Source organism: Wenzhouxiangella indolica (assembly GCF_042310355.1).
Classification (GTDB): domain Bacteria; phylum Pseudomonadota; class Gammaproteobacteria; order Xanthomonadales; family Wenzhouxiangellaceae; genus Wenzhouxiangella.
Window position 1 is genome coordinate 129,402 of sequence record NZ_JBHJMR010000008.1, and the last position, 13,632, is coordinate 143,033.

Below are 13,632 nucleotides of genomic sequence, written 5' to 3' on the forward strand. Positions count from 1 at the left end.
GCCTATTCAGCTTCAGCCGGGCGCGTATGCGGAAACCAGCCCGAGGCCAGGCCCAGGACGATGCCGGCCGCGGCCACGGCGCGGAAAGCGTCCGCGTGCCCCAGCGTCGATACCAGCGTACCGGCAACGGGCGAGCTCAGCGACTGCCCCACGGCGATGGCCAGAAAGGGCACGACCGGCCCGAGTGAGGGATGCTCGGCCAGCAGGCGCACGCCCGTGACCAGGTGGATGCCCGTAAGCATCATGTAGAAAATGCCGAACAGGGCGGCGGACGCGACCGCCAGCGGCAGGGAGCCCGGCCACTGCGCCAGCATCAGCAACGACAGCGCCAGCCCCACCAGCGCCGCCCCCTGCGTGCGCGCAATACCCGCCTTGTCGGCCAGGTCGCTGGCCGCGCCGGCGGCCAGGCCGCCCGCACCCAGCGCCAGCCACAGCCAGGCGCTGGCGTTGTCCGGCAGATCGCCCAGCGTTCGAACCAGGTCCGGCGCGAACACCCAGTAAGCCGAGCTGACCAGGCCCATTCCCAGGCCGAACAACGACAGCCGCCACAGGGCGTTGCGCATACTCGGCTGTCGCGAGCGGCGCGCATGCGGCTCGGCCATCCCGGCGGAAGCCGGCAGCATCCACCAGGCCAGCGCGGCGCAAAACAGGGCGACAAGCGCAAAGCCGAGGTAGCCTTCCCGCCACTGTCCCGACAGGAAAAGGGCGCTCGGCACGGCAACCAGGACGCCGAGGCTGGTGCCAGCATTCATGACGGCGCCGACACGACCGTGAACCGAAGGCCGCACGGCCGCGTGCATACCGCCGACCAGCGCCGGCATCATCAGGCCCGTGCTGAAGCCGCAGGCGAACACGCCGCCGGCGAGCATCCAGGCGTTGTGCGAGCGGCTCACGATCGCCATGCCGACAACCGCGAACAGGCAGGCGGTCAGCGCCGCCGCCCGCGCGCCCAGGCGGTCGACCACGCCAGCGGCAAAAACGCTGGCCAGGCAGAAGCTCACGTAAGGCAGGGCACCGACCCGGCCGATGATATCCGCCGACAGGCCGAGGTCGGCCCGGATGGACGGGACGTAGAGCCCGAACGCGAAGCGCGCCAGGCCGTAGCTCATGGCGATCAGCGCGGCCCCCAGCAGCGCGTAGCGCTTGGCATTGAGCGGTGCGCGCACGATCGGGACTCAAGCGTACGTCGCGGACGGGGTTGTCACGGCGAGACCTCGTCCGCGGCGGCGTACTTCGAAACCGGCGACAGCTCGCCGGCGCGCATGACCTGGGTGATGCTGCGGTAGGCGCTGGCTGATTCCGAAGGATCGTCCTCGAGCACGATCAGGTCGGCCAGCTTGCCGGCCTCGAGCGTTCCGAATTCGTCCAGGCGCCCCATGGCCGCCGCGCCGTTGCGCGTGGACATCACCAGGATTTCCGCCGGGGAGAGGCCGGCCGCGGCCATCGCCTCGATTTCCGCGTAGATCGAGGGCCCGTGCAGGGTCAGCGGGTTGCCGGCATCGGTGCTGGTCACCACGGGCACCCCGGCGGCGTGCACGCGCGCCAGGTTGATCGCGGCGATCTGCCGCGCGGCACCGGCGGCTTCCAGGCCGGCATAGACACGCTCCAGCTCGGTTGGCGACAGCGGCTCACCGGCACCGAGCGCGCTGGCATCGGCAATCCTCTGTCGCGTGCGGCGGTCCACGCAGCCGTTGGGATCATCCAGGCGCGGGGCCTCGACGCCCAGCAGCACGCTGGCAAGGGCGCGGCGCCAGTTGGCGCCTACCGTCAGCGTGGGCGCGTAGAAGGTCTCGTTTTCTCGCAGCAGTTCGATGAACGCCTCGTCCACCAGCCGGTCCTCGACGCTGTGCACGAGCATGGTGGCGCCGGCGCGCAGCGCCGCCCTGGCGTTGCGCAGCTCGGTGGCGTGCACGATCAGCGGCAGTCCGGCTTCACGCGCGGCCCGACCGATCAGGACCAGGCGGGCATCGAGCGCTTCGCGCTGGTCCTCGGGGCCATCGAGGTACCAGACCTTGATCGCCTCCGCCCCCATATCGACCAGGCGCTCGACGCTTGCCAGCGCGGCCTCGTCGCTGTCCATCGGCATGAAGGAGTCGGCCCCGTGCGCACTCAACACCCCGAACACCGGCTCGTAGTGCGTGATCAGGGGTCCGGCCGCGCGCCGATGCGGACGCGGCGTATCGGCCGTCGCGGCATCATCCACCGCCAGCGTCCACGGCAGGCCGCCGACATCGTAGACGGCGGTCACGCCCGAGCACAGGTAGGCGCGGTGCCAGCGCGCCGGATTGTCGCGCAGAGCGGTCTGCAGCGCCTCGTAGTCATACTGGTCGGTGCCGATACCGCTGTCGGGCCGCCCGTCCAGCCAGCCCGTCTGGCCGTAGTGCACGTGGCCGTCGACCAGCCCCGGCGTGATATGCCGCCCATCAAGATCGATCACCGCCGAGCCCTCCGCCGGCTTGCAGTCCGAACGCGCGCCCACACAAGTGATTCGCCCGCCCTCGACGAGGACGACGGCATCCTCGATCGCGGGCCCGCCGGTGCCGTCGTGCACGGTGGCGCCGATGAGCGCGAGCGGCTCGGCGACGACCGTGCCCGCGCTGGCCAGGGCCGCGATTGCGATCAAAAGTCGCTTCATGGATTGTCTCCGGTTGGGAATGACGGGCGGATCGGGAGCGCTATCAATGGCCCGACACCGTGCGCGAGAAAACGTTGATGACGACCACGCCGGCCACGATCAGGGCCATGCCCAGGATCGCCGGCGCATCCAGGCGCTGGCCGAAGAACGCGTAGCCGACCAGCGCGATCAGCGCCACGCCGGCACCCGCCCAGATGGCATAGGCGACGCCGACCGGCAAGGTCTTGAGCGCCAGGCCCAGGAAAAAGAAGGCAACAGCGTAAGACACCACCACGACCACCGAAGGGACCAGCCGGGTGAAGCCTTCCGCGGTCTTGAGAAACGACGTGCCGACCACTTCGGCCACGATCGCGAGCGTCAGGTAGATCCAGTGGGGCATGCGGCGTCCGTCTCGACGATTACCACATGCGCTCGAGCACGTCCGGCCGATCCGGCCGGCGGCGATGCCAGAAGGCCATGAAAACATGACCGACGATCAACACCAGCAGCAGCCAGCCCAGCCAGCTGTGCAGCAGGTTGCCGGGTGCCATCATCCAGTCGATGCGCTCGCCCTCGAAGCCGGGCATCAGCGCAATCCCGAAGGGCTCGAAGGCGCGGCCCGAGCCATACTGTCGCAGCAGCGCCAGCGCGGGGACGAGCAGCACCAGCAGGTAGAGTGCGACGTGGCCGGCGCTCGCCAGGCGATTGACCGAAGGCGGGCGCACGCGCAAGTGAATCAGCGCCCAAGCCGCGCGCAGGATCATCAGCGCGAACAAGGCAAAGCCCAGCGGCTTGTGCGTCGGCCAGAAAAAGGCCTCCACGGCGGTATCGTCGAGCAGCAGATGCGCGCCCGCCGAAAGGAACTGCCAGGCAAGCAGCAGCGCCATGCCCCAGTGCAGAAAGCGGCTGACGCGGCCGTAGGTGTCTTGGTTGTCGCGTATCATGAGTCCGTTCCCCTCGATTGTCGCCGGTCGCGGTCCGACCTGCATGCTCGACGATTGTAGATGAGCGGGATCCGGAATTGCCATGGTCTCGGGCCGGCACCCGCGGCCGCGAAACAAAAGCCGAGGCCAGTCGGCCGGTCGTGGTCAATTGCATCGACGCCGCGCTTGCCCTATTTTTGACGACAAGCGATTAGAATCTACGCAATTGACCGGGACAGACCCCATGACCGCGTTGATCATGGCCGCCAAGCGGGGCCTCAACGACCTCCACCTCTGGAGCCGCCGGGCGCTGTCCTGGCGCCTGCTGATACCGCTGGTCCTGCTGGCGCTGGGCCTGATGCTTCCCGAGGCCGGGGGCATCATGGTCGAGACCATCGCCGAGGCCTACCTGCAGGTCAGCGTCTTCGTCGCCTTCACCCTGGCCCTGATTTACGGGGCCGAACGCCTGTTCAACTTCGACATGGCGGGGTTCCTCGCCACGCACCCGCGGGCGCAGGTGCCGGTGGCGGCGTTCCTGGGTGCGCTGCCCGGTTGCGGGGGCGCCATCGTCGTCGTCACCCAGTATGTCAACGGCCACGTCGGATTCGGCGCGCTGATCGCCGTGCTCACCGCCACGATGGGGGACGCCGCCTTCCTGCTGCTGGCGCGCGAACCGATGACCGGGCTGATGATTTTCGGCCTGGGCATGGTCGTGGGCACGATCAGCGGCTACCTGCTCGAAGCCGTCCACGGTCGCGAGTTCATGCGCCAGCAGTCCCTGACCTCACCCGAGGAAGCGAAGCGGCGCGCCGAGGCGGGCCGCCACCGGCCGGCTTCGATCAAGGCGCTGCACCCGATCTGGGTGGCGCTGATGCTGCCGGGCGTGGTCTTCGCCGTGCCCATCGCCATGCAGATCGATCCCAACACCTGGTTCGGCAGCCTGGCGGCCTACCAGCCGGTCACGCTGCTCGGCTTCCTGGGCGGCGTGCTCGCCCTGATGATGTGGGCCGCCCACCTGTCGTCCGACCCCGGCCACCAGTACACGGCCGCCAACCCCAGCGACCTGGCACAGCCGCAGCCGACGGCCACCAACCGCGTGATCAACGACACCAACTTCGTGACCGTCTGGGTCATCGCGGCCTTCCTGCTGTTCGAGCTGGGGGTGCATTTCACCGGCGCGGATCTCAACAGCTGGTTCGCCGTATGGGCCCCGCTGACGCCCTTGATCGCCGCCCTGGTCGGTTTCCTGCCCGGCTGTGGGCCTCAGATCATCGTCACCACGCTCTATCTCACCGGCGCGATTCCCATGGCGGCGCTGTTCGCCAACGCCATCAGCAATGACGGCGACGCCCTTTTCCCGGCCATCGCGCTGGCCCCGAAGGCCGCTATCGTGGCCACGCTCTACACGGGTATTCCGGCGCTCATCGTCGGCTACACCATGTATTTCCTGATGAGCTGAAGCAACGCGCGCCGGGTCTCGGCGCGTTTCAGGCAGCCACGCCGAACAGTCGACCCACGCCGGCGGTCACGACCATCGCCAACGTGCCCCAGAAAGCGACGCGACCGGCGCCCTTGAGCATGGATGCGCCGCCGACCCTGGCCGCCAGCGCGCCCAGGGCAGCCAGCAGGGGCAGGCAGGAACCGGCCACCGCCGGAATGACCAGCGAAAGCGGTGAAAGCCATGCCACGCCGAGCGGCAGGCCGGCGCCGATGGCAAAGGTGGCCGCCGAAGACAGGGCTGCCACGGTAGGTCGGGCGCTGGTCGCCTCCGAAATCCCGATTTCGTCACGAGCGTGCGCGGCGAGCGCATCCCGCGCCATCAGCTGACGGGCCACCTCCTGCGCAAGCGTCTCGTCGAGCCCGCGTTCGCGATAGATCTCGGCAAGCTCGCGCAGTTCGGCCGCCGGGTTCTCCGCCAGCGAGCGCCGCTCGATTTCCAGGTCGGCCCGCTCCGTATCAGCTTGCGAACTGACCGACACGTACTCGGCGGCGGCCATGGACATGGCGCCGGCCATCAGGCCGGCAACACCGGCAATCAGGATGTTCTCGTGCGAGGCGCTGGCCGCGGCCACACCGATGATCAGGCTCGAGGTCGAAACGATGCCGTCGTTGGCACCCATGACGGCGGCCCGCAGCCAGACCGTCCTGTGTACTCGATGGGGTTCGTGAATAGACATTCAGTCAGAGTGCTCCCGTCGCTCCTGCCGGATGCACCTCCGGCGTGAATCGCCGTCGCGGTCAGGTCCTGCCACACCCTGGTGCGTCATCAGAGCAGGCCTGGATTGAGCCGCCAGAGCGCGAAATTGAGCGCGCCGGCAAAGCTCACCCACGCCAGGTAGGGCAACAGCAGAATGCCGGCAAGCGGCACGACGCGCCAGAAGGCCGCAATCGTCGCGGCGATCAGGAGCCACAACAACACGATGTCGAGCAAGGCCAGGCCGCCAAGCTGCCAGGCGAAGAACAGCCAGCTCCACAGCGCATTGAGAACCAGCTGCACAAGGAATAGGGAAAGCGCCATTCGACGGCGGGCAAACCCGCCGTTTTGCCAGACCAGCCAGGCCGCCACCGCCATCATGGCAAAGAGCACCGTCCAGACGGGCCCGAACAGCCAGGCCGGCGGCGACCAGCCCGGCTGGTCAAGCTGCGCGTAAAAGCTCGGCGCCTCCAGCGAGGCCACCGCGCCGACAAGCGAGGCCGCATAACAAAGCAGCAACCAGCCGCCGAGGCCGAGCCATTTCTTCATCGCGGATGGATGATCTTGTTCGGATCTCATTGCGTGCACGAAACAGCTCCTGGAGTCGGTTTGGCGCCAGCCACCAGTTTGGCGCAAAGCGCCGTCGCTGTCGACACGATTCTCTTCGGGGCGCTCGGTGCTGGGTCGGACAAGGCCGGATCATACATGAACGACTTGTTAGGTGTTCTCGAAGGCAATGCCTAGGCGCCAAGCGAAAGCTTCACGCACCGCGTTAACTCGTCCAATTCTTGAGTGATTCGCTCAGGAGGCTGACCAGTAGCTTCGTCTCGATACGATGTGGAGATCTCATATTCGTGGGATCCTTCCCGGCGGTTCCAGGTCGCTTCCATCTCGAGCGAAAGGTGGGCGCCTTCTGGTAGATGGTCGCCGCAGGATTGGAGCGTGGGGCGCTCGGGAGAACTCGCGCCTACCAGTAGTAAACCGCCCGCGCAGAGAGCAAACAGGCCTATGGATCTCTTCATGGTTCCTCCGATCTTGGTTTGATGACGCCTAATGATTTGGGCAATCGGCGTGCGTATGCGCGTCCGGTGGAGACCCGATAGCACTGGGATGTGCCTGAGCGACTTGCTATGTGCCCAGGAGCCACATCACGCCAAAAAGCAGGGCCAATAGAAGAATAGCGCTACGAAAGAAAGTGCTAGATCGAGTGGCCGCTGCTTGCGCTTCAGGTGATCCGATTGGCACCCAACCCGAAAAACACCCAACGATATAGGTATTGAACGGAAGCAGGACCAGCAAGAGCAGAAGCCCCGCACCAATCGCAAGAGCTTGGTGACTTTGTTGGAGCACAAAGTAGAGCGCGAATGCGGGCAGCAACGACAACAGCGAAACTAGCCCATCTCCAATTGAAGCCAACTTGATGGGTTGTCCGGTCTTCTTGCACCTGGCCCTTCCCAGGAATACAAACCGGGAATCTATTCGGCATTTTGGAGTCATGTTGGATGCTTCATTCACAGCACATAACGCCGCGAACAGCGGTACTTCAAAGTGGTTTAGAGCGAAGCGGAAAGCCGCTTCAAATTATCCGCCTGCTTCGCTTTGTTAGGCATCCCCCTCTTTCGAGGGCAAGTCTACCCAGTTGGAGAGTTGATGCTTCCGAGCAGACGACTTGTAGTACGCGGCCATAGCAACGCCGAAGAAGACTCCTGCGGCTAACGCGGAGACTGTAGCGCCAAACACAGATAAACCCATGGAGCGCCACTGAACAAGCCACATTAGGACTCCCCAGGCAGCAGCAAACCATAGTCCCGTTGAAAGCGCGTTTCTGAGAAAGCAGTTGTAATGCGGAGGCTTGGCCTTGACGCCTAGCTTCCATAGGATGATCAGCGCCGGTGGCATGCTATTCGACTTCCAAATGCCAGGCTCTTTGAGCTCTTTCATCGCGGCTTCCTTTCTCTTTTCAAAAGACACGGTAACTCCTTAAGGTTGCCTAACGTTTAGCTAAGCCGCGCGTAAGCGCGTTCGGTGGAAGGCCGAAAGGGCCGGAACGTAGTTGAGCGACTTGTCATGCGGCTATGCCTTCTACCTGCAAATGGCCTATATCGGTTCTCTGGCTAGCGTGCTCAAAGGTAATCGCGCAAACATTCCCGTCGGAGTCCAGATCAAGGAGAGTGCTTTCATCTAGATCCCGGGTTTCAGAGATCTCCCTGCCCTGAAATTCGATATAGAGCGTATCCGTGTCTTCAAAATACTGGACTTTCATAGCTTAAATCCTCGATCGAAGAACGCATTATGGACCGTCTCGCGGTCCGCAAGCAAAACCACCCGGAGATAGCGGCCGCCAGTCTCCGAAATCTGGGCCCACCTTCGAACGTGCCATCTGATTGGACATGCCCGTGCTCCGGGCGTTTTACTACCCGCTGAATCCAGTCGTCTCTTATGTCGGCGCGATCGGGGCGGTTTCGAGTGCTATCGAAGTAGCGGGTAGTCTTCATACCTTCAGTACCGGGGCCGTATAACGTCTGAGCTAAGCGGCGCGGCTTTAGCCGCGTCCGGTGGAGGCCCGAAGGGCCGGAACGTACTTGAGCGATTTGTTAGGTTACACCGGCCTCCCGGAGGAACGTGAATATGACGCGCATGATTCTTGCAGCGGCCTGAGCCTCCGGTTGATCACGGAATCCGGGGTTCGCGTACTGATATGCTCTGTATCGCGAGCCAGTTCTCAATTCGACAACCATTGCAACTCCATCGTGCACGCGGACCTTGGGGTCTGGAAGCTCAGACTCGTCAGGCAAAGTTCTAATACCAAGATCTACTAGCTTGTGATAGATCTGGTCCCAGCCTGGCTCGTCATCAAAACTAGCTGTGCACACTTCGCTATCATCGCCAACTCGAAAGTTATTGCACTTTTGCGAAATCTCGCCCCGGAAGTGCTCCGCATCATCTCCCATATACGCAAGGGCGCTCGGGAAGTAAGCCAGAATCTCCCCTCTGATGTCTTTGTCTCCGTTAGCGTGCAATCTCAGCATATGGTCCGGAATCCCGACTCCAAAGCCAATCCATACACGCAGCTCTGACTCCTGAGCCGGAAGATTTTGATCCTCTAGCCGCTCTAATCCAGCAGCATCCACAACTTGATGGGTGGATGACAGCAAGGAAGGTTGATAGTCGTCCTCATCGGACGCCTGCACCGGCCCAAGTAGTAGAGTTGTCAACGCGATTGATCGAAACAAGCTCATGGAAGCCTAGCGTCTGAGCTAACCGGCGCCGGCTTTAGCCGCGCCGGTGGAGGCCCGAAGGGCCGGAACGAACTTGAGCGACTTGTTATGCGGCGCTTACCTGGATGACTTCGCTGTATGAATGAGGCTCTGGGATAGGGTCTCCATCCGCACGCATTCCGTCCAGGTGGAACTCTATGGCCTCGCGGATTAGCTGCAACGCCTCTTGACGGGTCTCTCCGACCGCTACGCAGCCTGGAAGGTCGGGAACATAAGCACCCCAGCTCTCAGAGCCCTCTTCGAGAATGACTACATACTGCATAATTCCACCTATTTCTTGAGTCCAGCTTGCTTCAGGGCGTTGTTGAGCGTGCCCGGCGGCATATCTACATTAGGCTTCCCGGAAACGGTTACAGTTCCCAACTTTACAGGATGCTTGAATTGGCGGTGACTGCCCTGCTGACGGGCCTGATACCAACCGTCCTCCTCCAGAAGCTTGATGAGCTCTTTCACCTTCATGTTGCTTGTGACCTAGATCTCACAGACCGCATAACGTTTGGGTTAACCGGCGCCGCCGCCGAGGCCGACCGGCTTCGCCGCCGCTAAGCTTACCGGCGTCCGGTTGAACCCTTTGTTGTGTGCTTCGCCCGCTTCGGAAAGCGCTCAGGATGCTCTATGATTTCTTCCGTCAAGTCCACGTCTAATTCAGGCCAATAGAAATGTCCTGGCTGCGGTTCCTCAACGTTGAAAATCTCTCTTACCGGACGGTCCTTGAACCAAGGAAACTCGTCGTAAGGCAGAAACATTTCCTTCTCTCGAACCAGGAGCCAGACTCCAAAACTGGAGATATTCGTTACCTCAGCTGCCGAAGTGCTCTCGCCAGGCGCTAATGAGCTCACCGTAATGCTCCTCAATTAGGGTTTCAATTTCCTTGATCTGCTTCCGACTGTAGCGAAAATTCTTGGCCAACTCAATTTCTGGCTCTAGCCAGAACTTCGCTTCTCCATCTCCCGATATGACATGCACGTGAATTCTCGGTTCCTCGCGGGAGAAGAAAAAGAACCGGTAACCGCGTTCTCGGAATACTGTAGGACTCATCGATCTTTCCAGCACATAACGTTTAGCTAAGCGGCGCGCGTAAGCGCGTCCGATGGAGGGCCGATAGGGCCGGAACGTACTCGAGCGACTTGTTATGCGATTTGCTGGAGGGAATTGGCAAGATCTCGCCCGGCGGTTGGAGTCGGCAAGGGCTTTCCCTCCTTGTGGTAGAGCTCGATGATCTCGTCGACGATCTGACAGAGTTGATCGAAAACCTCCTTCTCGTTGACTCCGTGGCAACCGCCGTAAACTAGGCCAGGAGCGCTACCAACGAAACACTGATCCTCCTCGGACCACTCCACGATCTTGGCGTACAGCGCACTTTCCTTCATTTCTTCGCCTCCTGGACGGCCTTATCTACCGCCCGAATCTGATACTTTTTGGCATCGTCTCCGAGTTTGCCGGAAATCGTCACAGGTTTCGACACATTCGAGTGGACGAAATTCCGGTGGCTGCCCTTCCCTCCCCGGTTCCGGAAGCCCGCTTTCTCAAGACTCTTGACCAGTTCGCGTACTTTGGGCGGTACTAGGGGCTTCTAGTCAGAAATTTCGAATCACAATACGATCTAGCTAAGCGGCGCGCGTAAGCGCATCCGGTGGATGTCCGTAAGGGCCGGAACGAACTTGAGCGGCTTGTTATGCAGCGGAGATAACCGCCTTCTCCGTTCCTGAGGGAAGATCGACCGATACGAAAAGCTCTTTGGGGTAGAGGTAGTCCTCCCCCGACTCGTCCTTGACCCGCAGCTGACCGAAGCTCTCCGCATCTGGGTCGGGGATGACTTCGTAGAGCTTGCGGCGCTCCAGGGAGGCCGGATACTCTTCGTTATTGATGCAGATTACAAAATTCTGATTCATTTCAACTTTCCAGAAAGCGCTTGATTTTGAATTCCTTGCGACCTATACCGGTTGCCTCGTACCAGTGTATCTCCGCCTCACGTTCCACGCCACTGGGCAACCGAATCCTGGCGAAGCCCTTGCGCTTCCGCCATCCCCCCTTGCCGTAGACCTTGCGTAGCCGCGGCAGTTCACGGATGGACCGGCCCACGGCGAAGGTCTCTATCCCCTCGATTTCACCTACGATTTCGAAGGTCACACAATCCTCCTAGGCCGAGACTGCATAACGTTTGGGTTAACCGGCGCCGCCACTGGGCTTGCCCGGCTCTGCCGCCCCGGCGCTTTCCGCCGAGGTTGAACCCATTGTTAGGAGCGCCGCTGACCGATAAAATGGCGACTGAAGCGGTATTTGGAGGCACTATGGCGACCGAACCCCTGCAACGTCTACGGTCCGAACTTCTGGCACTTTCCGAGGCCGAACGGGCGGAATTGGCCCATGATCTGATCCAGAGCCTCGATGCACCCCGCGATAACGGCGTTGAAGACGCCTGGGATAGGGAGATTTCCCGTCGACTCGGGGAAATCGACGCTGGACAGGCGGAATTGGTTGATCGGGCCGATTTTCGACGGAGAATTCGTACAAAACTTCAGCCCCGGTAGTGCGACAAGTACGAGTTCTCCGGCAAGCTGCCGAGGAAGCAGAAGCGGCAGTTGGTTGGTACGAGAAAGAGCGAGATGGGCTGGGTGCCGAGTTTGCCGAGGCGATTGAGGCTGCCCTTGATATTTTAGAGGGCGGTCTCGTTCCCCTTTCTCCTATGCCGGGGCATTCCGGATCCAAGGGGGCAAAACGCCTCATACTGCGCCGATTTCCCTTCGATATCATCGTTGTCGAAAGTGGTGCAGAATCGGTCGTTGTGGCGTTTGCTCATCATTCTCGGAAACCTGGATACTGGAGAGATCGAACTAGCTCCTAACGTAGAACTAAGGGGCGGCGGCGCGCGAAGCGTGCCGACGTCACCTTGAGAGACATGCTAGGAACATCACCACATCTCGTAACAAGAACTATCACCATCGAACCACGTTCTTACCGACTCCGTGGCAGTTTGCCACTTGTGAGTGTCGTTTAGTCGATACACAGTAATGGCTGTGCCGCCGCCGGACGAGGTTTCAAGATCGATGACCTGCATGAACCCGTTCGCAACGTTGTTCTTGAAGTGAACGTTAATTGTTGCGTGACCTTCCTCGCTGGAAATCGCGCCATTGACTCGCGTTGTACTTGAGACATTTACAAAGAAACTGGCACCTGCTGGCGCAAGATAACCGCTGTCACGTTCATGGCATCTAATCGTGTTCCGTGCAACGATATCGTAGGTCTCGGCAAGCGGATGGTCGACTTGGAACTCAAGGGTTCCAACAGCTTCAGACCGGAAGTTGCTAGTGCTTGGAGGAAAACTAGCGCAGGCTGTCGCAAGGAGGGCAATTGCTAATAGGGCTAGTGATCTCATTTTGATGTTCCTAACGTCTGCGCCAAGCGGCGCGGCTTTAGCCGCGTCCGGTGGAGGCCCGAAGGGCCGGAACGTACTTGAGCGACTTGTTAGGTGCGAAACCTAGAAATTGCTCGCCAGCATAGTGACATTGCCACGATGACGAAGCCAACCAGAATGGCCAACCAAGACACGACGCGGTTCCTGCTGAAATGATATTGTCCACATTCAACGCTTCCGAGAACGTCCTTCAGCAAGGCGTAATCGACTATGCTGCAGCATTGGTCGCTCCAACCAACAGATTTCACGAGGACCTGTATTGTTAGTGCCGCTGAGCCGATCAGCAAAAGCACGTATCCGTTCTTTAGCCATGTACGCTTTTTCTGCACTTAACGTCTGAGCTAAGCGGCGCGGCTTTAGCCGCGTCCGGTGGAGGCCCGAAGGGCCGGAACGTACTTGAGCGACTTGTTAACCACCGACCTTCTCAGAGCCCCGGCACTCGGAAGCTAGTGAGGCGACTTCATTTGATTCCAACTCGAAAACTGCGGTTAGCCCAGACCGGAAACTCTTCTCCCGCAGGCGCACATCTATTTCTAACCGGACCCTTAGGCAATAGTGCCCGAGCGAATCAAGACGTTCGACGGTAATTCCTTCTCGGCCGGTGTCGGACTGCAAGGTTGCTGATTGTATGGATCCCTCCAGCAAGGAATCTAGATCCTTGATGTACGCAGAAAGTTCCGAAAACTCAAAGTACGGCTCGGCCTCGCCAGCGAGTCCAAGCTGAGAACACTTTACGCTCAGGATGCCGTCGCCCGTACCGACGGTACCGCCTTCGAGCCACGAGATCTCTATAAATGAACTGTCCGGGTAGCGTCTATTCACTGGAGGTGGTTAACGTTTGCCTTAACCGGCGCGCCCACAAAACCAGCCCGGCTTTGCCGGCCCGCAAGTTACGCCGCGTCCGGTTGAAGGCTTTGTTATGCGAGCGGCGCGCATTTTACTAAGGCTCCTCTTGGTAACTGGGCCTTTCCTGAAGCAGTATGGTCTGCTTCCCACAGCGAACTTCCAGTCTCTCGAGAATTTCTCTTGCTACTCCCCCAACATTGGGGAGAGCACTCCTATTGGCAATCTGATCCAGCTCTTCCCTCCTTGATCGGCTTGCAAATTCTGCCTCTGTTGAATTTTGAGTGGGTATCATCGCCTCGGGACCCTGATTGGAGCCGGAGTGATGAGCGCACAGATTTTCGAAGCCGCCCTTGGCCTGACGC

General features: G+C 61.1%; 21 protein-coding genes. 2 read left to right on the plus strand and 19 right to left on the minus strand.

Going from position 1 to position 13,632, the window contains the following annotated elements; translation table 11 throughout:
* Positions 1-2: 2 nt before the first annotated feature.
* From ACDC67_RS10525 to ACDC67_RS10540, 4 genes are read right to left on the minus strand one after another with little or no spacing between them, the layout of a single operon-like run.
* On the minus strand, positions 3-1,166 hold the full coding sequence (locus ACDC67_RS10525; RefSeq protein WP_376692937.1) for an MFS transporter: 1,164 nt from the start codon (positions 1,164-1,166) through the stop codon (positions 3-5).
* A gap of 35 nt (positions 1,167-1,201) precedes the next feature.
* Entirely contained in the window at positions 1,202-2,635 is a 1,434-nt protein-coding gene (locus tag ACDC67_RS10530) for an amidohydrolase family protein (RefSeq protein ID WP_376692939.1), read from the minus strand.
* Positions 2,636-2,678: 43 nt separating this feature from the next.
* On the minus strand, positions 2,679-3,014 hold the full coding sequence (locus tag ACDC67_RS10535) for a DMT family transporter (RefSeq protein ID WP_376692941.1): 336 nt from the start codon (positions 3,012-3,014) through the stop codon (positions 2,679-2,681).
* Between the two features lie 19 nt (positions 3,015-3,033).
* Positions 3,034-3,558, minus strand: a complete 525-nt coding sequence (locus tag ACDC67_RS10540; RefSeq protein WP_376692942.1) for a cytochrome b — start codon at positions 3,556-3,558, stop codon at positions 3,034-3,036.
* Between the two features lie 223 nt (positions 3,559-3,781).
* On the opposite strand from ACDC67_RS10540, the gene ACDC67_RS10545 reads away from it, so the two are divergent.
* Complete coding sequence (locus ACDC67_RS10545) at positions 3,782-4,996, plus strand: putative manganese transporter (protein WP_376692943.1); 1,215 nt, start codon at positions 3,782-3,784, stop codon at positions 4,994-4,996.
* 28 nt (positions 4,997-5,024) lie between these two features.
* Here the strand turns inward: ACDC67_RS10545 and ACDC67_RS10550 are convergent, their stop codons facing one another.
* The 13 genes from ACDC67_RS10550 to ACDC67_RS10610 all read right to left on the minus strand — a co-directional run bounded on the left by ACDC67_RS10550 (position 5,025) and on the right by ACDC67_RS10610 (position 11,139).
* Complete coding sequence (locus ACDC67_RS10550; protein ID WP_376692945.1) at positions 5,025-5,714, minus strand: VIT1/CCC1 transporter family protein; 690 nt, start codon at positions 5,712-5,714, stop codon at positions 5,025-5,027.
* Between the two features lie 89 nt (positions 5,715-5,803).
* Positions 5,804-6,280 (minus strand): TspO/MBR family protein, encoded by a 477-nt coding sequence (locus ACDC67_RS10555; protein WP_376692947.1) that lies wholly within the window; start codon positions 6,278-6,280, stop codon positions 5,804-5,806.
* Between the two features lie 1,053 nt (positions 6,281-7,333).
* On the minus strand, positions 7,334-7,702 hold the full coding sequence (locus ACDC67_RS10560; RefSeq protein ID WP_376692948.1) for a DUF6404 family protein: 369 nt from the start codon (positions 7,700-7,702) through the stop codon (positions 7,334-7,336).
* A gap of 94 nt (positions 7,703-7,796) precedes the next feature.
* On the minus strand, positions 7,797-7,994 hold the full coding sequence (locus ACDC67_RS10565) for a DUF2283 domain-containing protein (RefSeq protein ID WP_376692949.1): 198 nt from the start codon (positions 7,992-7,994) through the stop codon (positions 7,797-7,799).
* Positions 7,995-8,325: 331 nt separating this feature from the next.
* Positions 8,326-8,970 carry a hypothetical protein gene (locus ACDC67_RS10570; RefSeq protein ID WP_376692950.1) on the minus strand — a complete coding sequence of 215 codons (645 nt, stop codon included), beginning with the start codon at positions 8,968-8,970 and terminating at the stop codon, positions 8,326-8,328.
* 85 nt (positions 8,971-9,055) lie between these two features.
* On the minus strand, positions 9,056-9,271 hold the full coding sequence (locus ACDC67_RS10575) for a type II toxin-antitoxin system HicB family antitoxin (protein ID WP_376692952.1): 216 nt from the start codon (positions 9,269-9,271) through the stop codon (positions 9,056-9,058).
* An 8-nt stretch (positions 9,272-9,279) separates the two neighbouring features.
* Positions 9,280-9,468 (minus strand): type II toxin-antitoxin system HicA family toxin, encoded by a 189-nt coding sequence (locus ACDC67_RS10580; protein ID WP_376692953.1) that lies wholly within the window; start codon positions 9,466-9,468, stop codon positions 9,280-9,282.
* 89 nt (positions 9,469-9,557) lie between these two features.
* Complete coding sequence (locus ACDC67_RS10585) at positions 9,558-9,755, minus strand: DUF2442 domain-containing protein (protein ID WP_376692955.1); 198 nt, start codon at positions 9,753-9,755, stop codon at positions 9,558-9,560.
* A 52-nt stretch (positions 9,756-9,807) separates the two neighbouring features.
* Positions 9,808-10,047 (minus strand): DUF4160 domain-containing protein, encoded by a 240-nt coding sequence (locus ACDC67_RS10590; protein WP_376692957.1) that lies wholly within the window; start codon positions 10,045-10,047, stop codon positions 9,808-9,810.
* Positions 10,048-10,139: 92 nt separating this feature from the next.
* Positions 10,140-10,379, minus strand: coding sequence for a hypothetical protein (locus ACDC67_RS10595; protein WP_376692959.1), 240 nt, complete (start codon positions 10,377-10,379; stop codon positions 10,140-10,142).
* On the minus strand, positions 10,376-10,552 hold the full coding sequence (locus ACDC67_RS10600; RefSeq protein WP_376692973.1) for a type II toxin-antitoxin system HicA family toxin: 177 nt from the start codon (positions 10,550-10,552) through the stop codon (positions 10,376-10,378). The genes ACDC67_RS10595 and ACDC67_RS10600 overlap by 4 nt, the downstream gene beginning before the upstream one ends.
* Before the next feature lie 130 nt (positions 10,553-10,682).
* Entirely contained in the window at positions 10,683-10,901 is a 219-nt protein-coding gene (locus ACDC67_RS10605) for a hypothetical protein (RefSeq protein ID WP_376692961.1), read from the minus strand.
* Between the two features lies 1 nt (position 10,902).
* Positions 10,903-11,139: a hypothetical protein gene (locus tag ACDC67_RS10610; RefSeq protein ID WP_376692963.1), complete on the minus strand. Its 237-nt coding sequence runs from the start codon at positions 11,137-11,139 to the stop codon at positions 10,903-10,905.
* Between the two features lie 161 nt (positions 11,140-11,300).
* Between ACDC67_RS10610 and ACDC67_RS10615 the strand changes: the two genes are divergently transcribed.
* A complete protein-coding gene (locus tag ACDC67_RS10615) occupies positions 11,301-11,540 on the plus strand; it encodes an addiction module protein (protein WP_376692964.1) in 240 nt (79 codons plus the stop codon).
* A gap of 380 nt (positions 11,541-11,920) precedes the next feature.
* Here the strand turns inward: ACDC67_RS10615 and ACDC67_RS10620 are convergent, their stop codons facing one another.
* Positions 11,921-12,385 (minus strand): hypothetical protein, encoded by a 465-nt coding sequence (locus ACDC67_RS10620; protein ID WP_376692966.1) that lies wholly within the window; start codon positions 12,383-12,385, stop codon positions 11,921-11,923.
* Between the two features lie 979 nt (positions 12,386-13,364).
* On the minus strand, positions 13,365-13,632 hold a 268-nt coding region (locus ACDC67_RS10625; RefSeq protein ID WP_376692967.1), incomplete at its 5' end, for a hypothetical protein.